Origin of the sequence: Marivirga atlantica (assembly GCF_016734805.1) — a bacterium.
Lineage (GTDB): Bacteria > Bacteroidota > Bacteroidia > Cytophagales > Cyclobacteriaceae > Marivirga > Marivirga atlantica.
On sequence record NZ_JAERQG010000002.1, the window covers coordinates 217,120 to 242,806 of the forward strand.

The following is a 25,687-nucleotide window of genomic DNA, read 5'->3' on the forward strand; positions in this document are numbered from 1 at the left end:
ATTAAAAAGCCTCATTGAAAGAGATGTAGAATCCGCTACTCTCTTTCCCTAGGGCATAATCCAAACGAACATTGATATGCTTTTTGGTGTCAAAGGTGAATCGTAATCCGCCACCACCAGCATAATGCCATCTGTTCATGCCATAGTCAGAAAAACTTTCTGCAACCTGGCCCGTAGAACCAAAAGCGACTAAGCCAATTCTCCAGAACAGTTCTTGTCTCCATTCCAGCTGAAGCAACGCAAGTTTTTTATCTTGAAAATATCCCTGAAAATAACCACGCATCTTTTTATTACCACCTAGCTGAGCCAATCTGTTAAAAGGGATACTTCCAAAACCAGCCATGGTAAAAGCATTGGCAGCAAGCACTGTTTTGTCAAAAAGTGAATAATAATACGCGTAATCAATTGAAAGCATTGAATAATTATGCGTACTACCTGTATAAGTATTATTCCATTCCAGATAACTCTCTAAGTAATGTCCTTCTCTTGGATAATAAATCGCATCTCTCGTATCATATATAAGTGCAGGCCCTATACCACTAGTTCTATTGTAATCTGCACCATTAAAATCTTCTCGCTGAAAAATACCGGCACTATCCCACTCAATAATGTCGTAGTTCTCAAACCAATATCTTAATCCTACAAATAGGTTAGGTTTAATTTGCTTCATGTAAAAGGCCCTTACTCTAGGGAAAATGGCTCTGTAAGTAGTGAATTCTTCAGGATCACCATTATTGCCAATCCCATACATGGGGTATGCATAATTATAGAAGCCAAGTTCCCCGGTACTTCGCCAATTGTTTTTATCCCAGTACAATTGAAATGGTATAAAGATGAGTGTCTGGTTCTTAGTAGTGTAGCCAGCGGCCAATTGTATTTGACTTGGATTAATAGGCTTTTCTCTACTAATAAAGAAGTTGTACAAGATACTTGCTCCATAGAATAGGCCGGACTCCGGTGTATAATAAACCACAGGCAATGGAAATAATGAGTTTTTATCAGTTTCGTATAGTGCTGTATCTAATTGCTGAAGGGTACTATCCTGAGCAGAAATGTTAGTAGATACTGAAGAAAGACAAATGATAAATATGAGTGACTTTGAAAGATAAAGTCTGCTTAAAAAGGTTTTCAATTATTTAATTTAAGTCTGTGGCTACTTTGATAGAAACTAATTATGTGGTTAATTTAACTGAGATATTTTGCCGTTGCAAATAGGTATCAACTATTATTCATGCGCTACTATTTACTGTTAATTTTTTTTATTGGATTTACACATACGCTCAGTGCTCAAAAAAGAAACGAGGTTGATAGTCTTCTGCGAATGGCAGAAACAGCATCGGATAGCAGCAAAGCTGATATTTACCTTAATTTAGCTGTAGCCTACAGAACTTTGCAGATAGATAAAGCCTATCAATATGCTCGCTTATCTTTAAAACTTGCTGAACTTAATAAGTTAAATAAGCTCGAAGCTGATGCTCATAATATCTTAGGATCAATTTATAGGGTGCTGGGTGATTTTGACAAAGCCAGTGAGGAACTTCATGAGGCATTAAAACTTAATGAGCTCTTAGGTAATTCTAAAGGGATAGCCAATACAGCCAATAGTCTGGGTATCCTTTACTTTAATCAAGAGGATTATCAAAATGCATTGAGCTTTTATCAAAAGGCGTTGAATTTGGTAGATACTACTCAATATAAAGGTGGGTACGCTACTTTTTGTCTCAACATAGGCGAGGTTTATCAGGTGATGGGGAAATATGATGAAGCAGTAAGGTTGTTAAATGAAGCTTTAGAAGTATTTGTTAAAATAAATGATTTGGAAGGCTTGGCTTATACATACGGGGTGTTGGCTAAAATTCAGCTGGAAGAAAACCAATTTGAAATAGCCTATACTAATTGTGAAAAGGCCTTAGCGTATTTTAAAGAAGATCAGAATGATCTGGGCAAGGTAGAGTACCAATTGCTTTTATCTGCTATATTTTTAGAATCAGGAAAATTTCAAGCGGCAGAAGATATTGCTTTTCAGTCGTTAGAATTAGCTAAACAAATGAATGCCTCCCATTGGATGATGAATGCACACATTAAGTTAGCTGAGATTTATAAAAGGATGAAGCAGTTTGATAAGGCATTTATCCATACTGATTCCGCTTTAGTATTAAAAACAAAAATTCTTGATGAAGAAAAACAAAGGCAGATTGCCAACCTCCGTATAATTTATGAAACTGATAAGTATATTCAGGAGAATGAGCTGTTAAAAATTGATACTGAACTAAAGGAAAAAAGAATCTCTCAGCAGCAGGTCATTACAGCAGCTATAGCCATTTGTCTTTTAGCTATTATCATTTTTGCTTTCTTCATTTACAGAGCAAATATTGCCAAACAAAGAATTAACCGACTTCTAAGGATACAGAATGAAGAGATTCGTCAACAGCGGGAAGAAATACAAACTCAGGCTGAAGGTTTAAAAGACATTAACAGGGAGGTTGTACTGAAAAATGAACTAATAGAAGGGAAAAACAAAAGTATAACCGATAGTTTAAATTATGCTAAAAGGATACAAACAGCGCTTCTTCCCTTTCAAGAAAGAATAACTAAAAGTTTACCAGAGAATTTTATTCTTTATAAGCCAAAGGATATTGTAAGTGGAGATTTCTATTGGTTTAGAGAACTTGGTGATAAGGTTATAATTGTAGTAGCTGACTGTACCGGTCACGGCATCCCAGGGGCATTTATGAGTTTAATCGGGCATGATATGCTAAATTATATTTGCAACATAAAGCATATTATTGAACCCAATGAAATCCTCAGTGAAATGAAATCCACTGTAATACACTTGCTTAGACAAGATGAAGGCAAAAACAGGGATGGTATGGAAGTATCAATTTGTGTGTGGGATAAGAAAAGACATATAGTAGAATTTGCAGGAGCTAACCATTCACTAATTTACATACAAAATAATGAGCTTCATCAGATAAAGGGAGATAGAGCAACAATAGGAAAAGATGAATTTAAGCACTTTAATAGCTTTACAAAACATGAAATAGCCGTCACTTCTGACTCTGAGTTCTATTTATTTACTGATGGTTATATGGATCAATTCGGAGGTTCTGAGAACAAAAAATTTATGTTTGGTTCATTTAAGGAACTTATATTTAAGAACCACCTAAAACAGATGAACACCCAAAAGCAGATTTTAGAAGAAACTTTACAAGACTGGCAAGGTGAAGAGGAGCAAGTCGATGATATCCTAATATTTGGCTTCAGGCTGATGGATTAATCCCCAATAAAATTATAAAATCCGTTTAAAAATAAAGTATTTAAGGTTTTAATTGTTTGATAATCAATTGAATAAAAGGTTGGTGTAAAATTCTTATGCTATAAGCCTACTTCCTGTTATTTTTGCAGCATGGCTGAGCAAATTATTATCCTCGATTTTGGTTCTCAATATACCCAGTTAATAGCAAGAAGGGTGAGAGAGTTGAACGTTTACTGCGAAATTTTCCCGTTTTATGATGCACCTGATTTAACTCCTGACATAAAGGGAGTAATTCTTTCAGGTAGTCCTTGTTCTGTGCGAGATGAAGAATGTCCTCAAATTGATTTATCTAAATACAGAGGCAAAGTTCCATTGTTAGGTGTATGTTATGGTGCTCAGTATTTAGCTCAAAAGAATGGTGGAGAGGTGGCACCCTCAGAGATAAGAGAATATGGTAGAGCCAAACTATCATCTTTCAATGAGCAGCATCCATTAATGAAGGGTATCAGCCATAATTCACATGTATGGATGTCGCACGGTGATACCATTAAGAAGCTACCCGAAAATTTTGAAGTGATTGCCAGCACGCCTTCAGTAGAAGTTGCTGCTTTTACAGTAACCGATGAATATACTTATGGTATTCAATTTCACCCAGAAGTTACACATAGTACAGAGGGTAAACAGCTTCTAAAAAACTTTTTAGTTGAAATATGTAATTGTGCTCAAGACTGGACACCAAGTGTTTTTGTGGATGCCAGCATTGCAGAATTAAAAGAACAATTAGGTAATGACAAAGTTGTCTTAGGCTTATCAGGAGGTGTTGATTCATCTGTGGCTGCCATGCTTATTCATCATGCCATTGGTAAAAACCTTTATTGTATTTTCGTAGACAATGGACTACTTCGAAAAAATGAGTTCGAAGAAGTATTAGCTTCTTATAAACATATGGGCTTGAATGTAAAAGGGGTCGATGCAAAGAACCAGTTTTACACTGCTCTTAAGGGTATATCAGATCCGGAGGCAAAAAGAAAAGCCATTGGTAAGACATTTATTGAAGTATTTGATCAGGAAGCTAAGGCCATAAAGGATGTGAAATGGCTAGCTCAAGGCACCATTTATCCTGATATTATCGAGTCTGTTTCAGTGAAAGGTCCATCTGCTACAATCAAATCTCACCATAATGTGGGAGGATTACCTGAAAAGATGAATCTAAAAGTGGTTGAACCTTTGAAAACACTATTTAAAGATGGTGTGCGTTTGGTAGGCAAGGCATTGGAAATTGATCAAAAAATATTAGGCAGACACCCTTTCCCTGGTCCTGGTTTGGCTATTAGAATTTTAGGAGACATCACTCCTGAGAAGGTAGCCATATTGCAAGAAGTGGATAGTATATTCATCAACATGTTGAAAGAACGTGGACTGTATGATGATGTGTGGCAGGCAGGAGCTATATTGCTACCTATTCAGTCAGTAGGTGTGATGGGCGATGAAAGAACTTATGAGCGGGTAGTAGCACTTAGGGCGGTTGGTAGTGTTGATGGCATGACAGCTGACTGGATGCATTTACCATATGATTTCCTGAGTGATGTTTCTAATGACATCATTAATAAAGTAAAGGGCGTTAACAGAGTAGTGTATGACATAAGCTCTAAACCGCCAGCAACCATTGAGTGGGAATAATCTTTAGTAGAATAGTCTGTTTGAAATAATACAAAACATGAGAAAAGTACTCTTACTTACCACATTTACCTTACTATGGTTGGCAGCTCAGGCGCAACAACAGCCAGATTACCAAGCTACTTATTTAAAGGCTAAGGCATATTTTAGATTGGGTAACTACAGTCAGGCCAGAGATGGCTTTAAGCAGTTGCTTGAGATAAACGAAAAAAATGCGTTTGCGCTCTATGCCAATTACTTCTATGGTATTTCCGCTTATCAGCTAGGAGATACTACTAATGCGCTAGAGCGATTCAGAAGGGTGAGCATTACCCATGATCAGTGGGATAAGAGTGATGAATTAAACGTTTGGTATGGTAAGTTACTATTAGAAAAAGGAGATTTACTTAAAGGATTAAAGGCATTAAATGGAATTGAAAATAAAGAAATTCGAGAAATAGCTAATCGAGTTGAAGCAAATGCCCTATTGAGTTATGATAGCCTTGCACTATTACAAAAGGGGATTGAGCTTAACCCTTATGATTCAGTTTTAGCTTTAAGGCTAGCTCAAGTAATAAATAAGCAAGATTTGGTTGAAAGGCCTGTGGAGCTTCAAGAGTTTTTAATTGAATCTTTTCAGTTAAATAAAGAGGATCTAGATGTAATTGATCAAGAAGTTTCTCAAATGAAGGAGACTTATAATGTTGGGGTCATGATGCCGTTTCTGGCTGAGGAGCTTTCTACAGCTAAAGGTAACAAAGCCAACCAATTCATATTAGACCTTTACCAGGGTATTCAAGTTGCTGCTGCTGAATTAAATAAGAATGGCGAAAGAATAAGACTCTTTGCTTTTGATACTAAAAGAGATAGTGCTACCACACAAAGAATTATTGATTCAGGTGATTTGTTAGAAATGGATTTAGTTATAGGTCCATTGTATCCTGAGCCTGCAAAATTGATGAAAGCTTATTCTGAAGAGAAAAAGATCAATCTTGTAAATCCGATGTCAACTAATTCGGAAGTAATAGGAAGCAATAAGTACTCTTTTCTACTTAACTCTACACCTGAAACCAGAGCAAGAATTGCAGCAACATATGCATCAAGTAACTTTGATAACAAGACGGCCACAATTTTTTATGGAAGCGGATCTCAGGATAGCATTTTTGCCTATTCCTATAAGAAGTATCTAGAGGCAGACTCATTTAAGATAAACTGGATTACTCCTGTAAAGTCAGCTTTAGCTTCTACCGAAGTACTTAGAACCTTGACTGGGGTGTTTGATACTGATACAATTAATACAGGAAAAGTATACATAGCCAACACAAAGAAGGTAAGAGTGAATGAAGGGGACTCATTGCTTTATGCCAGAGATAGCATAGGCCATATAATGGTAGCTACAGAAAACGACAAATTGTTAGTATTCAATATATTAAGTGCGGTTGAAACTAGAAGAGATAGCGTGCCTGTGCTTGGTATGGAGAGTTGGATTGATTTTAATCAAATCTCTTTTGAACAATTAGAAAGGTTAGGAGTGTCTCTAATCGGGCAAAATTTCTTCGATTTCAGTTCAGAAAATGTAGCCAATTTTAAATCAACCTATAAAAGTAAGTTCAATACACTCCCCAGCCAGACAAGTTATAGTGGATATGAAAGCATGCGTTTCTTTGGTGAGCAACTTATAAATTTTGGTAACTACTTCCAGTACGGATTATATAACAGTGGTTATCAGTCAGGCTATCTTTACAAAGGCTTTAACTACAGTAATGCGAATGACAATCAATATGTGCCTATACTAAAGTTGGTGAATCTCGATTTAGTCATTTTACCGGAGGAACAAGTATTAAACTTAGAAACACAAGAATAGAAATAATATCGTTATATGCGTACACTAAAAAACAGCAAGCTTTTATTTGAACAAGCACAAAAGTCTATCCCTGGAGGTGTTAATTCACCAGTTAGAGCTTTTAAGGCGGTAGGAGGTGATCCTATTTTTGTAAAGCGTGCAAAAGGAGCTTATATGTATGATGAAGATGATAACCGCTATATAGAACTAATTAATTCATGGGGTCCAATGATTCTTGGTCATGGCAATGAGTTAATCGAAAAAGCAGTTGCTGATGCGCTTTCTAATTCTCTTTCTTTCGGTGCACCTACCGCTAAAGAAATTGAAATGGCTGAGTTAATCTGCGAAATGGTACCTTCAATAGAAAAGGTAAGAATGGTTAATTCAGGTACTGAAGCCACCATGTCTGCTATCAGGTTGGCCAGAGGTTACACTGGTAGAGATAAAGTAATCAAGTTTGAAGGGTGCTACCATGGCCATGGTGATAGCTTTTTAATTGCTGCCGGAAGTGGTGCTGCTACTATGGGAACACCTAACTCACCTGGTGTAACAAAAGGCACTGCAAAAGATACGCTTACTGCACCTTTCAATGATTTTGAAGCAGTCGAGCAATTGGTAGCTCAGAATGAAAATGAAATTGCGGCCATCATTCTTGAGCCAGTAGCAGGCAATATGGGGTGTGTAATGCCTAAAGAAGGATATCTTCAATCCCTAAGAAAGTTATGTGATAAGCATGGCATTATACTGATCTTTGATGAAGTGATGACGGGTTTCAGACTTTCCAAAGCTGGCGCTCAAGGTGTTTACAATGTGCAGCCTGATATGACTACTCTGGGTAAGATTATAGGAGGAGGTATGCCTGTGGGTGCTTATGGTGGTAAAAAGGAAATCATGGATTATGTATCACCTCAGGGGCCGGTTTATCAGGCTGGTACCTTGTCAGGTAATCCTATTGCTATGTCTGCTGGTATTGAAATGTTAAAATACCTTAATGAGAATGAAGAGGTGTATACTCAATTAGAACAGTCAACTAAATATTTGGCTAAAGAAATTGAAAAGGTAAATGCCTCATTGGGTTATAATTACACAATTAATCAGATTGGTTCAATGATTAGCCTCTTCTTTACTGAAGAGCCTGTAGAGAATTTTGAATCGGCCAAAAACTGTGATACAGCTCGTTTTGGTAAATATTTTCAGGCCATGTTAGATGAGGGAGTTTATTTACCACCGGCACAATTCGAATCCTGGTTTATATCTACTGCGCTTTCTACAGAAGATTTAGAACAGATAGTTGAAGCACATAAAAAAGTTTTAACTTCCATGAGCTAAGCTATTTAAGGGTAAAATCTTAAACTAAAGCTTCTAATTAGCTTTAGAAATTATTTTATTGTTATATTTACCTTTGAAAAAAAATATATTCGTGTGAAAAACATCAGGTTTGCTTTCATTTTAATCATTTTATCAGGGCTGGGTCACTTGGCAGAAGCGCAGTTTCGTAGAGGTAGTGCTAATAAAACGGTTACCTATGAAGAGATGTATAATGATCCGTATGATATCAATAAGCTCTTTGTAGGGATTACTCCTATGTATGGTGACATCAATGTTGGTAACATAACTTCTGGCTTTGGACTTGATGCTATTTATTATTTAAATGATTTCATGCACTTCAAAGGCAATGTAAGAACACCATATTTTACGGGAAGTGACTTTGCCAGAAGTGCCGCATTAAATAGTGAAAACTTTGATGGCAGAGCACGAAATTATATTTATGCTGAAGCAAGCATCTCTTATCATATTTGGGATAAAGAACAGGAGTCAGAAAGTATGATTTCACTTTATTCAAAGAATTATGAAGGTGCTCAATGGGCCGCGAAGGTTCCAAAGCGAGCAGAGATTCCAAACAAGAGAAGAGAGATACTTTTTGCAAGATTAGGCGGAGTTTATTACGAAACAACATCAGAGTTATCGAGAGCGATAAAAGCACAGGGCGTAAATGTACGAGGCTATGGAGTGGAAGGTGGATCAGACACTCTGAATGCAGCCAATATAGGTAGCGAGTCAATCTTCGGAAATGTATTAGGTTATGGGCTTAGCGTTGGTGGAGGTATCACCTGGATGAAAAATTTCGCTGCTAAGCCTGATAAAACTTATGAAGAGCTGGTTGACGACCATATTTTCACCACATTTCTGGATTTGTTTATATTACCTGTAATTACGGTTGAAGAATTTCTACATAAGCCAAGTGATGCTACGCAGTTTTTCAGATACAGAGGTAGAGACATTAATACATTTATGTTTGGAGGTAGATTAGGTATTGATGGACATTTCAACAGAACATTAGGCTGGGGGTATGCAGCAGAGATAGGCGTGAGGCCCGGATTGCAAAAGAGGGGCTTTTACGGTTTAATTAAGATAACCTTCCCAATGTATGGTACTAAGCTTGACTACAAAGTGGAAGCTTTCGGTAGATAAAATATAAGTTCTTATTCAATAATATATGATGGGTAGTCTTTTCGACTACCTTTTTTTATGCCTTTTAATTCAGGGGCTTTGGTGTTCACCATTTTATAGAATATAAGACAAAAGAATACTTTATGATAGACCTAGAGCTTTTTAAAACAAAAAACCCTGACATTTGTCAGGGTCTTTAAACTATCTATTAAACAACAAAACAACTAATTCTTTTCTAATTCTACCTTTTCAGTTTCTTCTACTTCTTTCTCAACTTTCTCTTTATCCATTTTCTTATGATTGGCTTTCATCATTTTAGCGTGTACTTTTTCATGATGTAATTCCATCTTTTCTCTGGCTGCTGCTATCTTTTCTTCAGCCATCCTGATTTTATTTTCCTTTTCCGCAATTTCTTCTTCAGTCATGCTACCATTCTTTTGAGCCTGATATACTTTTTCCTTTGCAGCAGCAATCTTAGCTTCAGACCTTTTGAGTGCTTCTTTAGCAGCCATCATGTTGCTGTGCGCATCCATCATTTTCTTTTTGGCTTCTTCTGATTTGAGCTGAGCAAATTCTTCTGAGCCTTGTCCTTTATGATGCATTTCATGTTTTTTCATGCTCGCATCTTTATGATGGTGCACATTTTTCATACTATCACCTTCTTTTCGATGCATGGCTTTGTGTTCTTTATCCATTTCCTTATGGATGTCAAGCTCTTTCTCAACCTCAGATTTTATTTTCTTTTTTTCCTGTGATTTACCTTGAGCCAAGACATTAACACTTCCCAAAAGAAAGATGAGTAGCAATAGACCAGCAATGCTTGTGTATTTTTGAATATTCATGTTCAAATAGTTTTTGGTTAAATATCTTCTAGCAATTTATCTACTTCCTGCTCTACTTCTTCAGCCTCTTGCTTGGCGCTTTGACTTTCATCTTTGGCTTCTTTGGCTAATTCTTCTTCCATTTCCACAGTTATAGAATCATTGTTCATTTGTTCTTTTTGCTTATCTGAACTGCATGATGTGATAAAAAGAAGACCAAAAAAGGCTACTAAAAGAATGTTTAATTTCATAGGTTAATTGGTTATAGTGTCTCATTAAGTTAACCATTTGAAATTTGAAAAGAAATATTTTTCGCAGAATTATGCAATCGTTTGAATAAGATTAGCAATAACTCTATTGAGTTATTTTTTTTACTTCTAAAAGGTCTTTGCACTCATTTAAAAGCGAGGAGGTGGTTTTATTAAAAACAGGATGAACAAAGTTCGGAGCTATTTCATGAAGAGGTTCAAGAGTAAATCTTCTTTCATGTAGATAGGTGTGAGGTATCACTAACCTTTGGCTTTTAATTACCTCATTAGCATAATATAAAATGTCAATATCAATAATTCGCTCTCCCCACATTTCCTTTCTAATACGACCAATTTGTTTTTCAATGGCCAGTATTTTCTCAAGTAAAGCTGTGGACGATAAGTTTGTTGAAATTTCTATTACTTGATTGAGAAAGTTTTGTTGGTCTGTTTTACCCCAGGCAGCAGTTTCATAAATAGATGATGTTTGCTCCACTTCTATTTCATCACCTGCAATATATTGCATGGCACTCAATAGGTTTTTGTTTCTGTCACCTAAATTTGTTCCCAATAGTAAAAAAGCCTGCTTCATCATTTCCAAATAATAGTTTAATTTATGTTTTTATGTGCAATCAATTTTGTGTTTTCCATCCAAAGGCTGATCAGACCAAAAATAGAATTATGCTTTCATAAGCCATTCTTTTATAGCAGTTTTGTTAATTGAAATCATTAAAAATGATAAAATTATTTAATTAGTACTTTATTTATCAACTTATACTTTATGAAAAGCTTCTTTAAAATATTTTTTGCCTCGCTTCTGGCCTTCATGGTATTCTGCATCGGAGGGTTCTTTTTATTAGTTGGCATAGCAGCCTCAGGTGATGAGGTAAAAGTTCCTAAAAATGCATATTTAAAAATTGATCTTAACAGACCTATCCTGGAAATGACTGCTGATGATCCATTTGCAGAACTTAGTCAAGCATTAGGTGACGGTCCCGCACCGGTTAGTCTCAAGGCTATTCTGGAATCTATTGAACATGCTGCAACAGATGATAATATCAAAGGCATTTATCTTGAGGCCTCAATGCCAATGGCTGGTTTTGCTCAGCTTGAAGAAATAAGAGTTGCCTTAAATGAATTTAAAGTTTCAGAAAAACCAATCATAAGTTATAGCGAGATATTTTCAGAAGGCGGTTATTATGTGGCTTCTGTAGCGGATCATTTGTTACTTAATCCGGTAGGAATGTTGGAATTCAATGGTCTGGCTTCGGAAGTAACCTTCTTTAAAGGAACTTTCGAAAAACTAAATATTCAGCCTCAGATTTTCAGAGTAGGTAATTTTAAAAGTGCCGTAGAACCTTTTATCCGCAAGGATATGAGTGCTGCAAATAAGGAGCAGATAAGCGTTCTTTTGGACAATGTTTATGGGCACTTCTTGAGTCAGGTTGCTGAATCAAGAGGCCTCAAATTGGAGGATCTTAAAAATGTTTCTTCCAAAATGTTGGTACGCGAACCAAAGGATGCCGTAAAATATGGCTTAATAGATAATGTTGTTTACTATGATGAGGTACTTGCCCTATTAAGGGAGAATGCCGGCCTTGGTGAAAATCAGGATATTCCGATGATTGGCATTACCAACTACGAGAAAACATTTGTTGCGGAGAAGTATAAAGCTAATAGAATTGCTGTTATAGTGGCTGAAGGTACAATTGTAAGTGGAAAAGGTGATGGCACTACTATCGGTTCTGATAAATTTGCTCGAGAGATTAGAAAAGCGAGATTAGATGATAAAATCAAGGCTATAGTATTAAGAATAAATAGTCCTGGTGGAAGTGCCTTAGCCTCTGATGTGATGTGGAGAGAAGTGCAGTTGGCAAAACAGGTGAAACCCGTTATTGCTTCTATGTCGAGTGTTGCAGCATCTGGTGGGTATTATATGGCTATGGGTTGTGATACTATTGTTGCGCATCCTAATACAATTACTGGTTCGATTGGTGTTTTTTCAATAATTCCTGATTTATCAAAATTCATGGATACTAAGTTGGGGATCACTTTTGATGGAGTTCAAACCGGAGAATATTCAAATCTTTACACAGTAACAAGAAGCTTAAATGAAGCAGAGCAGCAAATAATCCAAAACGGAGTAAACCAGATTTACGAAGATTTCACAACTAAGGCGGCTAATGGCAGAAATATGTCTCATGAAGCACTTCTTGAGGTAGCTTCCGGAAGAGTTTGGTCTGGTATTGAAGCCAAAGAAAAAGGTCTTGTAGATGTTTTAGGCAATATGGATAAAGCTGTAGAAATTGCAGCAAATGCCGCTGGTTTAGCAGAGGACGATTACATGCGTGTTTACTATCCTGAGAAATTACCATTTATCCAGCAATTGGCTAAAAGCCTTGAAGGAAATACCAAAGTGTTAATTGATGCTTACACTTTAGGAGAGATGGCTCCATATATGAAAGACTTTAAACATGTAATGGAAAACAGAGGATTGCAAACTCGCATGCCTTTTGATTTGGAAATCAAATAAATTGCCCGTTTTTTTACCAATCAATTCAACAACTAAAACTGAATGACTGAAATTAGAAATAACTGGACCAAAGAAGAGATTAGTGAGATATATAATCAGCCTATTTTAGAGCTGATTTATAGGGCTGCTACAGTTCACAGAGAGTTTAATGATCCTCAAGAGGTGCAAGTTTGTACACTTTTAAGTGTGAAAACAGGTGGTTGTCCTGAAGATTGTGCTTATTGCCCGCAGGCTGCCAGGTATCATACAGATGTTAAAGTACATAAGTTACTTCCTACCGAAGAGGTAATAGAAAGTGCACGCATTGCAAAGGAAAATGGAAGTACTCGTTTCTGTATGGGGGCCGCCTGGAGAGAAGTGAGAGATAATAGAGATTTCGATAGAGTGTTAGATATGGTAAAAGGTATCAACTCTATGGATATGGAAGTTTGCTGCACATTGGGTATGCTTACCGAAGAACAAGCGCAGAAGCTAAAAGATGCCGGCTTATATGCTTATAACCACAACTTAGATACTTCCGAAGAACATTATGATGATATCATTTCTACCAGAACTTATGATGACAGGTTGGATACTATCGGAAATGTAAGAAAGGCTAAAATATCGGTTTGTTCAGGAGGTATAATAGGACTTGGTGAGCAGCACACTGATAGAGTTGGTATGCTACATACATTGGCTACTATGGAAGAGCACCCTGAATCAGTTCCTGTAAATGCATTGGTTCCTGTAGAAGGCACTCCATTAGAGAAGCAGCCAAAGGTTTCTGTTTGGGAAATGGTTAGAATGATTGCCACAGCAAGAATTACAATGCCTGAGGCGATGGTGAGGCTTTCAGCTGGTAGAGTAAGGATGAGTAAGGAAGAGCAGGCCTTATGTTTTATGGCGGGTGCTAATTCAATTTTCGCTGGAGATAAATTATTAACTACACCTAATCCAGAAGTTAATGAAGATGCGGAATTATTCCAGACACTAAATTTGAAGCCAAGAAAAGCCTTTAAAGATAAAGAAAAGGGAGTTGAATTTCAGCAAATTCCTAGCGCTGTAAACGCTGAATAAGATATAATGAATCATTTTAAAAAGGGCATTCTGCTATTAGTGGAATGCCTTTTTTTAATTATTTAGTTTCATTATTTGATTGATTATAATCAAAATTAAAATTGCTAGACCGGATGAGACTAAAGCCAATAATAACATTAAATAAGAATTTGGGCTAAAGCTATTGTAAGGTAGGAAGAGCATAAATAGACTAGTAATTAATATAATTAGAAGAATAGAAATCGATGTTTTGAAGAAGGAGAAATGTTTTAATTTAAAGTTCATATATAATTTATTGATAATTTGCGCATGGATTCCAAAATACACATTTTGTGTTATCTTTTCCATTTTACTCGATCGAAATTGCTCATGAAAAAATTAAACCAACTTGTTTTACTACTTTTAACAATTCTATTTGCATGCCAACAAACAAATGAGAAGTCAGATTTTTCTCAGGAAAAAACAGAATTGAAAGCCCCTTTCCTATGGGAGAATGCCACTGTATATTTCATGCTAACAGATCGCTTCAATAATGCCGATTCAACCAATGAACAGAATTATGGACGTAAAGCTGATGGTGCTCCACTCAGAAGCTTTATGGGGGGAGATATCAAAGGAGTAACTGAAAAAATTAAAGATGGATACTTTGATAGGCTAGGAGTAAATGCTATCTGGATGACGCCTGTTGTAGAGCAAATTCATGGTTATGTGGATGAAGGTACGGGTAAGAGTTATGGTTTTCATGGTTACTGGGCAAAAGATTGGACTGCTCTAGACAAGAATTTTGGTGATATGGAAACCTATTCTGAGTTTGTTAAAACAGCTCATGAACACGGTATTCGTGTAATTATGGATGTGGTGCTTAATCATACAGGACCTGTTACTCCAGATGATCCCCAATGGCCAGAGAGTTGGGTGAGAACCTCTCCTTCATGCAACTATCAAAACTATGAAAGTACAGTGAGCTGTACATTAGTGGAAAATCTTCCTGATATCCTCACAGCAAAGGAAGAGGAGGTAGCACTTCCTCAACAGCTCATCAACAAATGGAAGGCAGAGGGTAGATATGAAAAGGAAGTAGCAGAATTAGATGCTTTCTTTAAACGAACAGGTTACCCACGTGCTCCAAAATATTATCTTATTAAATGGTTGGCAGACTATGTGCGCGAGTTTGGTATAGATGGTTTCAGGATTGATACAGCCAAACATGTTGAAGCCGGAGTTTGGGGCGAGTTATACAAGGAGTTATTACAAGCCTTAAAAGACTGGAAAGCTGAACATCCGGAAGAGAAGTTAGATGACAAAGATTTTTATATGCTAGGTGAAGTGTATGGCTATTCTATACATAATGGATTAAACTATGGTTATGATGGAGATACTTTAGTTAACTTTTATGATCAGGGTTTTAAAAGCATTATTAATTTTTCTCTTAAGTATGAAGTTAAAGAAAAAACAGCTGATAAGTTATTTAGTGAATATGCTGCCATTCTGAATAATGGTGAACTAAAAGGAAATACAGTGTTGAATTATTTAGCATCACATGATGATCACCACCCTTTTGATGCTGATAGGACCAATGTTTTTGAAACGGCTAATTATCTAATGTTAACACCTGGCTCAGCACAAATATATTATGGAGATGAATCAGCGCGTAAGCTCAATGCAGAAGCTGAAGGCGATGCAAAACTGCGTTCATTTATGAATTGGAATGAAATTGAGGACAATGCCCAGAGAGAGGGCTATACTATTAAGGAAGTACTCGCTCACTACCAGAAACTTGGTCAGTTCAGAAAAAATCATCCATCAGTTGGAGCAGGTGAACATCAAATGCTGAATGAGAGCCCTTATGTCTTTAAAAGGAGTTTTTCTAAAGGAAATTATACCGATGTAGTTGTTGTTTCAATGGAGCCCAATCTTAATGAGCTATCTGTAGAGAATGTTTTTACTGAGGGCACAAAAGTGCGTAACTACTATACAGGTGAGGAAACCGTAGTTGAGGATGGAAAGGTCAATTTGGAAAGAAAAGGGAGATTAATTTTGTTGGAAAAAATATAAATTGTGGCTTCTAAAAGCAATGAACTTTTAGAATAAATTTATTTGGAAATAGTTTCATATGAAGCTATTTCCAAAGTTGTTGAAATATAAATTGAGTATTTTTCTTGTAATTATTTGAAAGTAACTTTATTGGCTCGACATATCTCGACTTAATCTAAGTACCACCAGTCAAAATAGATCAAGTGCAGATGGAGCATAAAAGGGTTCTTCTCTCCAGATATGCGTAATTGTGGCACCTGCCATTACTAATGCAGCCAATGGCAGTAGTCTTCTTAATGACTTTACAAACATAGGATAATTAAACCCAAACCATCCAAAACTTCTAGTATTCCAATTATTAAGAGGCTAATAGGGGAGAAATCAGTTGCCATTCTATATTAGGGGCTACTATTAATTCTTCTTAAGGTGTAAGAATCTTCATTGCTCCTGCTCCTAAAAGGAGATCGCTAAAAGAATTTATAGAATCCATGCTACTACTTTCATAGCTATTCTGATAGGTCTGGTATTTAATTTAACCAATTTCGAGGCATAAAAAAAGAGGTGCCTTTTGAGCACCTCCTTTCAACAAGATTTATATTGATGTTAGTTCTTCAATATTCTTCTTACAACAACATTCTCACCATCATTGATAGTTAGGATGTATAGACCTCTATCTAATTCAGATACATCAATTGATGATTCCTGATTAGAAAGAGCACCTTTCATCCAAACTCTACCAGTAGTAGAAGTAATTGTAAAGTTTGAAGCCTCCATTTTACCAGTAAATACATTCAGCTTAGATGAAACTGGATTAGGATAAGTACTGAATCCTGCCGGAGCAACACCTCTTGAAACTGAAGGGCTGGCAGTTCTTGAACCACTACCTACGCAGAAGTTTGTTGATTCAGAACTAGCGAAATCACCACCTGAAGCTAATACTGTGCTACCTGCTGAAACAGTGTAAGAACCATTTCCATATGAACAGCAGATACCATCACCATAAGCATCAGTAATAACGAAATCGTAGCATCCTGAAGCTAAATCAACTGGAACATTGATAGTTGATCCATCAGCTTGAGAACCATAAGTTCCACCAGAGGCAACAACAGAAGAACCGCTTCTTATTTCCCAGGCAGTTTCCTCAGGGTAGTTGTCAAAAGTGATTGAAACCGTTACAGAAGTGGTTCCTCCACCGCCACCACCAGAAGTAGTGCTTAAACCAATGTTATCGATGGCCATATCTGATCTGTATCCATTACCTGTGGTACCAACGAATCTTAATTTAACATCATCACCTAAATAAGATGATAAATCAACAGAAGCTGATTTCCATGAGTTATTTTGGTTACCTGATTTTGACCATACGTTAGTCCAGCTTCCACCAGCAGCTTGTGCCTGAAGTACTAAACTTCCCATGTTTGAGCCATACATATGGTAGCTGAATGTAAAGTTAGCCGCAGAAGCAGAACCTAAATCAAAGCAAGGGCTATTTAAGTAAGTTACTTTGCTTGGGTAGTTAGGGCTAGATGCCTCAACATACATATAATAAGATCCTTGATCAGCGCTAGAAGGACCTGTGCTGCTTGATGGAGTACCATTGGCATCTCTTGTCCAGTTTAAATCATCTCCTGAACCTTGTGACCATGCACCTAAACCAGATTCAAAGCCTTCGCTGTAAGGGAAGCTAGAAACTGTTGAAGTACAAGATAGCGAACCGCCACCACCTGACTGAGTAGTAACTGAGATAGATCCTGAATAAGAACTTTCATTTGAAGAGCAGATAGTTTTTACTCTACAAGTATAAGTTGTACCTGCAGTAGCACCAGTAACATTGATGCTGTTATTGCTACTTGTTAAAACAGAACCATTAACATCTACTTCGTAAGAAGCAGCACCAGAAACAGCATTCCAAGATAATGTGAAGCTTGTTTGAGCTACGTTAGATGAAGATAGTCCTGAAGGAGTATCGCATGGGTCTGGAGTTGTGCTACCAATGGTGAAGTTTGTGCTTTCAGAATTAGTGAACTGACCACCTGAAGCTAAAGTAGTAGATCCATCAGTTAATGAATAAGATCCGTTTCCATACTGACAGCAGATACCGTCACCATATTGATCGTTGATAGTGAAAGTATAATCACCATCAGGTAAACATATATTTTCAGTGTAAGATTGGTTGTTGCCATAGCCACTTCCAGATGCTACAGTAGTAGAACCTTGAGTGATTGACCAAGAAGTCTCAGAACCGTAGTTGTCAGTTGTTAGGGCAAATGTAACTTCAGTATCGTTACAAGTACCGCCACCAGGGTTTCCAGGGTTGTAAACTGGGTCTAACAAGAAACCTGAACGGCCTCCTCCTGAAGAGAAAGTAGCTTGCATTCTAGCATCTTGTCCAGCAGAGAACATAAACATACAGGCATCATTTACATAATCCATGTAGTTCATAAACATATCGCTTAAGCCGCCTGAACAACTGTTAGTTCCAGCAGACGGACAACCATTGTTTGGACCACCTGCGACAGGAGTGTCGTTAACAAAGTCATCAACACCACAACCACCATCACCCCAGATGTGACGAAGGTTTAACCAGTGACCAACTTCGTGAGTAGCAGTTCTTCCTCTATCAAAAGGAGCTGATAGGTAGAAGCTTCCTCCACCTGATGCAGTAGCATCACCAAAATATTGAGGAGACATTACAACTCCGTCAGTAGATGGGCTACCACCAGGGAACTGAGCATATCCTAAGATACCACCACCTATGTCAGCTACCCACATGTTAAGGATTCTAGCAGGTTCAATTGGAGGGTAGGCAGACTTAACTGCATCATTTGTTCCCCAAGTTGATCTGCTGTTTGAGAATCTTTTGATCTCAATCAATTCGAATCTAATATCAGTATCACCTGATCTTACATTGGTGAAAATTGATGGCACCTGATTGTAGTCGCTATTAGTTGCAGCGAAATCTTTGTTCAATCTATCAATTTGTGATTGAACTTGTGCATCAGAGATGTTCTCTTGAGAGTTTGCATAAACTACATGAACCACACATGGAATAATAATTTGACCATTCTCTGTACGCTGAGCTGCTCCATTTTTAATGAAGTCATTTGTAAGGTTTTCAATTTGCGCTTGACGCTGCGCATAAGATGGGTCTTCTTTTAACAAGCGTTCATGAACCTCTTGTGAGGCGCATTCGCGTTGTTGGGCTTGGCTGAAATGAAAACAGCACACTGCTGTTAGCATTAATAGTAAACGTTTCATCATAATTAATAAAGGTTTATTGGTTATAAATTGTACTATTCTTATTTAATGTTTCATTTAATAATACTTGTTTAGTCCTTTTCGACCAATTCAGCGCTTACTTTAGATAGTGTAAGAAGAACACCATGTGTAAGATTTTTCGTCCATTACTTTTGGCCAAGGACTTCGCTATTTACAAAAAATTAATGACAGAATAAAAAATTATTTAAGAATATTTTTTCAGTATAATCTATCATATATACCGATTGACACGGTATAAAACCGTCTGTATTTAGCTTTAAAACAGTTTAAAGTAAATTTTGAACTTCAATTACTCATTAATTGAATGTTAAATATTTTTCGATAAAACTTATGTAAGAAATGATTAAAAAAATGATTATTTATTGGCAGCGTTGAATTTTTAGCTTTGATGAATTAACAAAATAGTATCTGTCTTAAATTGAATTTTGTAAAGAACTAATTGTTTAATACTCTTAAGAATCATAAATAATTAAACCAGACGTTTAGTTTCGAATCATCATTGTTGTTTTTTATAAATCAAAATTATGCGGACTTCATTTTTTCTACCTCTAATAGTGGCTATGTGGTTATGCCCCTTTGTGACTTATGGTCAGTCATCCAATTACTTAACAATTCAGGGTAAAGTATTCGACAGTGTAAAAGAATTGCCAGTTCCATTTGCTCATATTCAATTAAACAATAGCACTTTAGGCGTAGTGGCAAATAAAGAAGGTGAATTTATTTTGAAATACCCAGCTAACTCAAGGGCTGATTCAATTACAATTTCTAGTGTAGGCTATCAATCAGTAAGAATGCCGATAACTGATAAGCTTTTAGCTATTGAATTAGAGCCGGACATACTGTATTTAAAAATAGTTGAAGTGAAGGGAAATAAAGAGTCTATTTTCGAAACAGTTAGTCGTGTGCTTGATACTTATACTGAACAAATAGGTGATCGGACTTATCAGTTAGATGCTTATTATTACAGCTACAGAGTAAAAGATAATTCAATAGATACAGCTGTTAGTGAGGCAGTAACTACTATGCTTTTTGAGAATGGCTATTCAAAGAGGCGAAAAATGAAAGCTGCTGTATTACAAAAAAGAAACTATAGTGACCGATTGTCGTCATTGCCATGGCCCTCTCACTCTTTTGCTATGGCGGACATTAGGCCAAATATTCGTTTGCTTCATCGGAAAATTTCACGTGATTTTAAGGTTGATAGTGTACAATCAGATGGCAGGCTGACTACAGTTTATTACCATATTGATAATCCTACAATTAATAAAATTATCTATGAAAACACCAAATCTTGTTCAGGGGCAATTCAGTTTTATGAAAGCGGTTATCGATTAAAAAGTCATCGTATAAAATATAGTATAGAAACTGATGGGGATGGACTTAAGGATGTGTTGTTAGAGATGAATTATGATGAAGTTAAAGGAGTGAATTTGCCAATTTTTTGCATAATGGATTATACAGGTATATCAGAAGGAGACCCTTTTCATGGAAAAGAAATTACTAAAGTTAATGAAATTAAATTTGAAGACTTTGATTTCCCTGCTCATCCTATTATTGAAATTCAAGACGCTCGTTATGATTCTACTTTCTGGGTGCACTATAATAGAATAAAGTAGATGCTTAATTTAAACACTCATCCCATGACTCGAAGTCATAGGATGAGTTGATCATATTTAATTACTTACTCTTTTAAATTTCTTAAAGTCTGGTTTACGTTTTTCCAGAAATGCATTTCGGCCTTCTTTGGCTTCCTCTGTTATATAGGCCAATCTAGTAGCTTCACCTGCAAATACCTGTTGACCAACCATGCCATCATCTGTTGCATTGAAAGCGAATTTCAACATTCTGATTGAAGTAGGAGACTTCGCTAATATTTCCTGTGCCCATTCAAAAGCCGTGTCTTCTAATTCTTCATGTGGAATGACAGCATTTACCATTCCCATTTCATAAGCTTCCTGTGCGGAGTAGTTTCTACCGAGGAAGAAAATCTCTCTGGCTCTTTTCTGGCCAACCATTTTAGCGAGATAAGCAGAACCATATCCGCCATCAAAGCTTGTTACGTCAGCATCAGTTTGTTTGAAAATAGCATGCTCTTTACTGGCAAGTGTTAAGTCACATACAACATGTAGACTGTGGCCTCCGCCAACTGCCCAACCAGGTACCACAGCAATAACCGCTTTTGGCATAAAACGAATCAGCCGTTGTACCTCAAGTATATTTAATCTGGCAACACCGCCTTCATCAACATAACCTTGTTCACCACGTGCATTTTGATCTCCACCGCTGCAAAAGCTGTAAATACCATCCTTGGTAGAAGGACCTTCTGCTGATAATAATACCACACCCACTTCAGGGTCTTCACGGGCATCTAGCATGGCTTCAAATAATTCACCAGTAGTTTTTGGTCTAAAAGCATTACGTACGTTTGGTCTGTTAAACGCTATTCTGGCTACGCCATCTGCTTTTTTATACGTTATATCACTGTATTCTTTTACAGTTTTCCAGTTGATTGTTGCCATATCAATTTTGTATGTGTTTTTTAAATAATTCGAATATTTGTTGGTTGTTTTTACTATCTGATTTTATTTCAAGCAGGCTACAGTTTTTGCTTTCCAACCACTTAGACAGGTTTTGTGCTAAGCTATCACTGTCGTTTGTAGGATAATAGTCAATATCAAATTCCTGAGACAATGAAGCAGCATCTAACTTTTGTTCGGTTTCAAAGAACTCCTCTAACTCCGGCTGGTCTCTTGGCCCGTTAATCATCCTAAAAATGCTTCCTCCATTATTATTTAGGAGTACAATTTTTAAATTATGATAGAGGTATTTATGCCAAAATGCATTTCTATCATAAAAGAAAGCAACATCACCTGTTATGAGTACATGCTGCTTATCAGAGGCTGCTATGGCATGCCCAATGGCTGTACTGTTTGATCCATCAATTCCGCTTGTTCCCCTGTTGCACCAAACATGATTGGCTGATTCCAGACCAATAAAGTTCACGTATCGGACAGATAAGCTGTTTGCCAGGTGGATATCTGCATTTTGAGGTAGTGCGTCTATTACAGTCTTCAAGCTGCTAAACTCATTAAAAGATGATTGATCTATTAAAAATTCATTTTTCTTTTTATCAAGCTGCTCATTTAGTTGTTTCCACTTTGTCAAAAAGCCTTTATCTTTTTTGAGACTGTCTTTAAGCATGGAGAGAAAGTTGAATGGATTTACCGTGATACTTGTAGTTAATGACTGAAAAGGATCAGAAATATCAGACTTAAATTCATTCACATGCCACTGTTCAATAGAGTTGTTTCTAAGTAAGAGCTTTAGATTTTTTGATATAATGCTCCTTCCAAAACTGATGACTAAATCAGGAATAAACTCAAGATGAGCTTGTTTAGCTAAATACATACCTGCTGAATCAGTATGTTTTATAGCATTTTTTAGTTGATGTCCATTACTGATAACATCTGCCAAAATAGGGATTTGTAAGCTGGCGGAAACCTGATCTAAGGAGGTTAAAAATTCCTGTGTATAATTATCCTGCCCCAGGAGAAAAGCAACTTTATCTTTACCATCAAAAGTAGCTTTCAATTCTTCAATCTGTTCAGTTTGTAATTCTTTTCGTCCGGCAACTTTGCTAATTACCCGAGCGCTTTTATCAACTTCCCAACTATGATCTTTTGTTGGATAGAAAGGCTCACGAAAAGGAATATTAACATGTACTGGTCCTTTTTCATCAAACTGTGACTGCAGACAAGCCTCATTAACAATCCTATAAGCTTGCCATGCTTCATTAGGATGTTCGCCAATAAGCGGTAAATGAAAACTAGCCTTAACATGCCTGCCATAAATATTTTGCTGCCTGATGGTTTGTCCATCCCATTGGTCAATCCATTCGGGAGGGCGATCTGCGGTCAAAACTAAAAGAGGCACTTGCTGGAAATAAGCTTCTGCAATAGCAGGAGCATAATTAAGAGCAGCAGATCCGGAAGTACAAATAAGAGCAATAGTTTTACCTGAGCTTTGAGCCATGCCCAAGGCAATAAAGGCGGCACTTCGCTCATCAGAAATGGAATAGCATTTAATGTCAGGATGTCTGTTAAATGCAATGGTTAAAGGAGCGTTTCTGCTACCTGGTGAAATGATTGCACGCTCAACACCTTGTTTCGCGCATATATCAGCTACGGTATTTACATGAATTTGTGCCATTCGGCCGGCAATTTAATCAGCTAAAGGTTGAATGTCATTATATTTCAAGCCTTTTGTATCAACTAAATATGCTTTTATCCAGCCTACTTTAATTTTAGCTTCTACTTTTAAAGGTATTTTATTTTCATCATCAGATACCCATACAGTCATATCTTCACCACCATCGAATATGGTACCATCAACCAATAAGGCGCTGAATTTTATGGTACTATACTTTTTCTCAGAAGGCATTTCCATCACTTCTTTGCCAAGGAAACGAATGAATAAATAGTTGACTTTGCCGTCAATCACCATATTAAAAGGAATTTTATCCCCAGCTCTGTACTGACTGTAATCTAAATTACGTGCATAATAAACAGCACTCAGCAAATCCCAAACACATTCGTCATACCGAAATCCTACTGATTTAGTTTTCTCAATATCAGAGTTCCAAACTGAACCTTTGATGAAGTTATTTTCTGGATAGTACCAATAAGAATTGTCTACTTTATAACTGCCTTCACTGGTTTTTCTATTAAAGTAAAGAGGAGATAAGGTGCCTTTTGTTCCTATTGCATCAAAAGTATCTCGAACAGTATAAACCCAATCCCACTTGGGTTTTGATCTGCCGTAGCCTTTGAACCAATAGGAGGGTCTATCATTAAAAACAGTGTCTTCAACAGCAAAAACCACTTCACCGGCATCTACCCATAACAATCCCCAATTGTATTTTACATCATATTGTATACGCTCTCCGCTTATGAAAGCTTTTGTTTGAGGCATGCAATCTGGTTGAGCAAATAATGCCGAAGCACTAAAGGCGAAAATAAGGCTGAGAAAAAGTTTAATCATATAGCTGATAGAATACTGAAACGCTTAAACAAATATTGAAGTTATTAATCTTTCAACTGTATTATTGTTCATAATTATATAATTGGTACTGAGGTCAACTTATTCTTTATTAGATTAGCAGTTTAAGAATTTCAAATGACATTAAAAGATATATTAATTGGCTTCGGAAATGCCATGTGGGGAACACCTTTACTAGTGCTACTCATGGGCGGTGGGTTATTCTTCCTCCTTTATTCAAGGTTCTTACCTTTTCGTTATTTCGGTCATGCTATCAATATTTTAAGAGGTAAATATGATGGTGATAAAAGTGAAGGTGACATCAGTCATTACCAGGCTTTGTCCACGGCACTTGCTGCAACTGTAGGTATGGGTAACATCAGTGGAGTAGCGGTTGCCATTACCATGGGCGGCCCAGGTGCTATTTTTTGGATGTGGGTGAGTGCTTTTGTAGGTATGGCTACGAAATTCTTCACATGCACGCTAGCTGTAATGTTTAGAGGTAAAGATTCCTTAGGCAGATTGCAGGGAGGCCCAATGTATGTGATACGAGAAGGACTTGGGAAAAAGTGGTATCCTTTAGCGGTTCTATTTTGTGTGGCAGGAGTTTTCGGAACCGTACCTAGTTTCCAGGCCAATCAATTAACTGCTGCTATAGGAGAGGGACTATTGATACCAATGGGAGTAGAAATGACCTTTGCCGTAAAACTTGTAATAGGAGTTATTTTAGCTGGAATTGTTGCTATGGTAATGTTTGGCGGGATTAAAAGAATAGGTACTGTGGCCGGAAGTATGGTGCCTTTTATGGTGCTGATATATGTAATAGCAGTAGTTGCTATTCTAATTATTAATAGAGAGCTGGTTCCTGAATATTTCGTCTTAATCATTACTGATGCCTTCACTGCTAAGTCGGTTCTTGGTGGAGCAGTAGGAGCTATCATAATAGCCGGTGCGAGAAGAGCTGCTTTCTCAAATGAAGCAGGAATAGGTACTGCACCTATGGCACATGGAGCAGCAAAAACTAATGAACCCATTCGCGAAGGTTTGGTAGCCATGTTAGGACCAGCAATTGATACTATCGTGGTTTGTACGATGACGGCTTTAGCCATTCTACTTACTGGCATTTGGCAAGAACATACGGAAGGTATAAGTGGCGTAACCTTAACAATCAAAGCATTTGATGACACTTTAATAGGAGGTAGGTTTATTTTAATGATTGCCTTAGTCGTATTTGCAATCACTTCCTTATTCAGTTATAGCTATTATGGTGGCAAGTGTTTCTCTTTCCTTTTTGGGGCGCAATACGAAAGATATTATCAGTACTTCTATGTATTGATGGTAGTTTGGGGAGCGGTAACTTCCTTGGGTGCGGTAATTGGTTTGATAGATGGGATGTATGCTGTCATGGCTTTTCCAACCATGATTTCAGCCTTGATCTTAGCGCCTAAAGTGATGAAGGCTGCGAAGGTCTATTTTGCTAAGAAGGATTTGTAG

Annotated in this window: 19 protein-coding genes; 10 read left to right on the forward strand and 9 right to left on the reverse strand. The window is 37.0% G+C overall.

Translation table 11 applies throughout. The features are described from left to right. Position 1: 1 nt before the first annotated feature. Positions 2–1,132 carry a BamA/TamA family outer membrane protein gene (locus JKP34_RS08395; protein ID WP_201919717.1) on the reverse strand — a complete coding sequence of 377 codons (1,131 nt, stop codon included), beginning with the start codon at positions 1,130–1,132 and terminating at the stop codon, positions 2–4. 99 nt (positions 1,133–1,231) lie between these two features. Here JKP34_RS08395 and JKP34_RS08400 point away from each other — a divergent pair, with 99 nt between their 5' ends. The 5 genes from JKP34_RS08400 to JKP34_RS08420 all read left to right on the forward strand — a co-directional run bounded on the left by JKP34_RS08400 (position 1,232) and on the right by JKP34_RS08420 (position 9,227). Further along, entirely contained in the window at positions 1,232–3,277 is a 2,046-nt protein-coding gene (locus JKP34_RS08400; RefSeq protein WP_201919719.1) for a tetratricopeptide repeat protein, read from the forward strand. 129 nt (positions 3,278–3,406) lie between these two features. Next, the gene (gene guaA, locus JKP34_RS08405) at positions 3,407–4,936 is read left to right on the forward strand and encodes a glutamine-hydrolyzing GMP synthase (RefSeq protein ID WP_201919721.1); all 1,530 of its coding nucleotides are present in this window, start codon (positions 3,407–3,409) and stop codon (positions 4,934–4,936) included. 37 nt (positions 4,937–4,973) lie between these two features. Next, a complete protein-coding gene (locus JKP34_RS08410) occupies positions 4,974–6,776 on the forward strand; it encodes a tetratricopeptide repeat protein (protein WP_201919722.1) in 1,803 nt (600 codons plus the stop codon). A 15-nt stretch (positions 6,777–6,791) separates the two neighbouring features. After that, positions 6,792–8,084, forward strand: coding sequence for a glutamate-1-semialdehyde 2,1-aminomutase (gene hemL, locus JKP34_RS08415; protein ID WP_201919725.1), 1,293 nt, complete (start codon positions 6,792–6,794; stop codon positions 8,082–8,084). Between the two features lie 93 nt (positions 8,085–8,177). Beyond that, a complete protein-coding gene (locus JKP34_RS08420) occupies positions 8,178–9,227 on the forward strand; it encodes a hypothetical protein (RefSeq protein WP_201919727.1) in 1,050 nt (349 codons plus the stop codon). Positions 9,228–9,430: 203 nt separating this feature from the next. Here JKP34_RS08420 and JKP34_RS08425 read toward each other — a convergent pair whose 3' ends face one another. The 3 genes from JKP34_RS08425 to folK all read right to left on the reverse strand — a co-directional run bounded on the left by JKP34_RS08425 (position 9,431) and on the right by folK (position 10,870). Then, on the reverse strand, positions 9,431–10,048 hold the full coding sequence (locus JKP34_RS08425; protein WP_201919729.1) for a coiled-coil domain-containing protein: 618 nt from the start codon (positions 10,046–10,048) through the stop codon (positions 9,431–9,433). Positions 10,049–10,065: 17 nt separating this feature from the next. Then, the gene (locus tag JKP34_RS08430; protein WP_201919731.1) at positions 10,066–10,278 is read right to left on the reverse strand and encodes a hypothetical protein; all 213 of its coding nucleotides are present in this window, start codon (positions 10,276–10,278) and stop codon (positions 10,066–10,068) included. Between the two features lie 103 nt (positions 10,279–10,381). Further along, the gene (gene folK, locus JKP34_RS08435; protein ID WP_317193667.1) at positions 10,382–10,870 is read right to left on the reverse strand and encodes a 2-amino-4-hydroxy-6-hydroxymethyldihydropteridine diphosphokinase; all 489 of its coding nucleotides are present in this window, start codon (positions 10,868–10,870) and stop codon (positions 10,382–10,384) included. Positions 10,871–11,056: 186 nt separating this feature from the next. Between folK and sppA the strand changes: the two genes are divergently transcribed. From sppA to JKP34_RS08450, 3 genes are all read left to right on the forward strand, one after another. Then, entirely contained in the window at positions 11,057–12,808 is a 1,752-nt protein-coding gene (sppA, locus tag JKP34_RS08440) for a signal peptide peptidase SppA (RefSeq protein ID WP_201919733.1), read from the forward strand. A 42-nt stretch (positions 12,809–12,850) separates the two neighbouring features. After that, on the forward strand, positions 12,851–13,864 hold the full coding sequence (gene bioB, locus JKP34_RS08445) for a biotin synthase BioB (RefSeq protein WP_201919735.1): 1,014 nt from the start codon (positions 12,851–12,853) through the stop codon (positions 13,862–13,864). Between the two features lie 348 nt (positions 13,865–14,212). Next, positions 14,213–15,898 (forward strand): alpha-amylase family glycosyl hydrolase, encoded by a 1,686-nt coding sequence (locus tag JKP34_RS08450; RefSeq protein ID WP_201919737.1) that lies wholly within the window; start codon positions 14,213–14,215, stop codon positions 15,896–15,898. 168 nt (positions 15,899–16,066) lie between these two features. Here JKP34_RS08450 and JKP34_RS18285 read toward each other — a convergent pair whose 3' ends face one another. Together JKP34_RS18285 and JKP34_RS08455 are read right to left on the reverse strand one after the other, a co-directional pair. Further along, positions 16,067–16,189 carry a hypothetical protein gene (locus JKP34_RS18285; RefSeq protein WP_262895654.1) on the reverse strand — a complete coding sequence of 41 codons (123 nt, stop codon included), beginning with the start codon at positions 16,187–16,189 and terminating at the stop codon, positions 16,067–16,069. Between the two features lie 291 nt (positions 16,190–16,480). Continuing rightward, positions 16,481–19,138: a T9SS type A sorting domain-containing protein gene (locus tag JKP34_RS08455; RefSeq protein ID WP_201919739.1), complete on the reverse strand. Its 2,658-nt coding sequence runs from the start codon at positions 19,136–19,138 to the stop codon at positions 16,481–16,483. Positions 19,139–19,680: 542 nt separating this feature from the next. On the opposite strand from JKP34_RS08455, the gene JKP34_RS08460 reads away from it, so the two are divergent. Further along, complete coding sequence (locus JKP34_RS08460; RefSeq protein ID WP_201919741.1) at positions 19,681–20,772, forward strand: carboxypeptidase-like regulatory domain-containing protein; 1,092 nt, start codon at positions 19,681–19,683, stop codon at positions 20,770–20,772. A gap of 57 nt (positions 20,773–20,829) precedes the next feature. On the opposite strand, the gene JKP34_RS08465 is transcribed toward JKP34_RS08460, so the two are convergent. Genes JKP34_RS08465 through JKP34_RS08475 form a run of 3 tightly spaced genes read right to left on the reverse strand, consistent with a single transcriptional unit; the run spans position 20,830 to position 24,196 of the window. Continuing rightward, entirely contained in the window at positions 20,830–21,675 is an 846-nt protein-coding gene (locus JKP34_RS08465) for a 1,4-dihydroxy-2-naphthoyl-CoA synthase (RefSeq protein WP_201919743.1), read from the reverse strand. Position 21,676: 1 nt separating this feature from the next. Continuing rightward, positions 21,677–23,365 (reverse strand): 2-succinyl-5-enolpyruvyl-6-hydroxy-3-cyclohexene-1-carboxylic-acid synthase, encoded by a 1,689-nt coding sequence (gene menD / locus JKP34_RS08470; protein ID WP_201919745.1) that lies wholly within the window; start codon positions 23,363–23,365, stop codon positions 21,677–21,679. 12 nt (positions 23,366–23,377) lie between these two features. Continuing rightward, positions 23,378–24,196, reverse strand: coding sequence for a DUF3108 domain-containing protein (locus JKP34_RS08475; protein ID WP_201919747.1), 819 nt, complete (start codon positions 24,194–24,196; stop codon positions 23,378–23,380). 135 nt (positions 24,197–24,331) lie between these two features. Between JKP34_RS08475 and JKP34_RS08480 the strand changes: the two genes are divergently transcribed. Continuing rightward, a complete protein-coding gene (locus tag JKP34_RS08480; protein ID WP_201919749.1) occupies positions 24,332–25,687 on the forward strand; it encodes an alanine/glycine:cation symporter family protein in 1,356 nt (451 codons plus the stop codon).

Excerpts from the sequence above, each read along its gene's own strand:
- JKP34_RS18285 (WP_262895654.1), bottom strand. The coding sequence starts at position 16,189 with ATGTTTGTAAAGTCATTAAGAAGACTACTGCCATTGGCTGCATTAGTA.
- JKP34_RS08430 (WP_201919731.1), bottom strand. The coding sequence starts at position 10,278 with ATGAAATTAAACATTCTTTTAGTAGCCTTTTTTGGTCTTCTTTTTATC.
- JKP34_RS08460 (WP_201919741.1), top strand. The coding sequence starts at position 19,681 with ATGCGGACTTCATTTTTTCTACCTCTAATAGTGGCTATGTGGTTATGC.
- hemL (WP_201919725.1), top strand. The coding sequence starts at position 6,792 with ATGCGTACACTAAAAAACAGCAAGCTTTTATTTGAACAAGCACAAAAG.
- menD (WP_201919745.1), bottom strand. The coding sequence starts at position 23,365 with ATGGCACAAATTCATGTAAATACCGTAGCTGATATATGCGCGAAACAA.
- sppA (WP_201919733.1), top strand. The coding sequence starts at position 11,057 with ATGAAAAGCTTCTTTAAAATATTTTTTGCCTCGCTTCTGGCCTTCATG.
- JKP34_RS08475 (WP_201919747.1), bottom strand. The coding sequence starts at position 24,196 with ATGATTAAACTTTTTCTCAGCCTTATTTTCGCCTTTAGTGCTTCGGCA.
- folK (WP_317193667.1), bottom strand. The coding sequence starts at position 10,870 with ATGATGAAGCAGGCTTTTTTACTATTGGGAACAAATTTAGGTGACAGA.
- JKP34_RS08400 (WP_201919719.1), top strand. The coding sequence starts at position 1,232 with ATGCGCTACTATTTACTGTTAATTTTTTTTATTGGATTTACACATACG.
- guaA (WP_201919721.1), top strand. The coding sequence starts at position 3,407 with ATGGCTGAGCAAATTATTATCCTCGATTTTGGTTCTCAATATACCCAG.
- JKP34_RS08455 (WP_201919739.1), bottom strand. The coding sequence starts at position 19,138 with ATGATGAAACGTTTACTATTAATGCTAACAGCAGTGTGCTGTTTTCAT.
- bioB (WP_201919735.1), top strand. The coding sequence starts at position 12,851 with ATGACTGAAATTAGAAATAACTGGACCAAAGAAGAGATTAGTGAGATA.
- JKP34_RS08450 (WP_201919737.1), top strand. The coding sequence starts at position 14,213 with ATGAAAAAATTAAACCAACTTGTTTTACTACTTTTAACAATTCTATTT.
- JKP34_RS08465 (WP_201919743.1), bottom strand. The coding sequence starts at position 21,675 with ATGGCAACAATCAACTGGAAAACTGTAAAAGAATACAGTGATATAACG.
- JKP34_RS08425 (WP_201919729.1), bottom strand. The coding sequence starts at position 10,048 with ATGAATATTCAAAAATACACAAGCATTGCTGGTCTATTGCTACTCATC.
- JKP34_RS08410 (WP_201919722.1), top strand. The coding sequence starts at position 4,974 with ATGAGAAAAGTACTCTTACTTACCACATTTACCTTACTATGGTTGGCA.
- JKP34_RS08480 (WP_201919749.1), top strand. The coding sequence starts at position 24,332 with ATGACATTAAAAGATATATTAATTGGCTTCGGAAATGCCATGTGGGGA.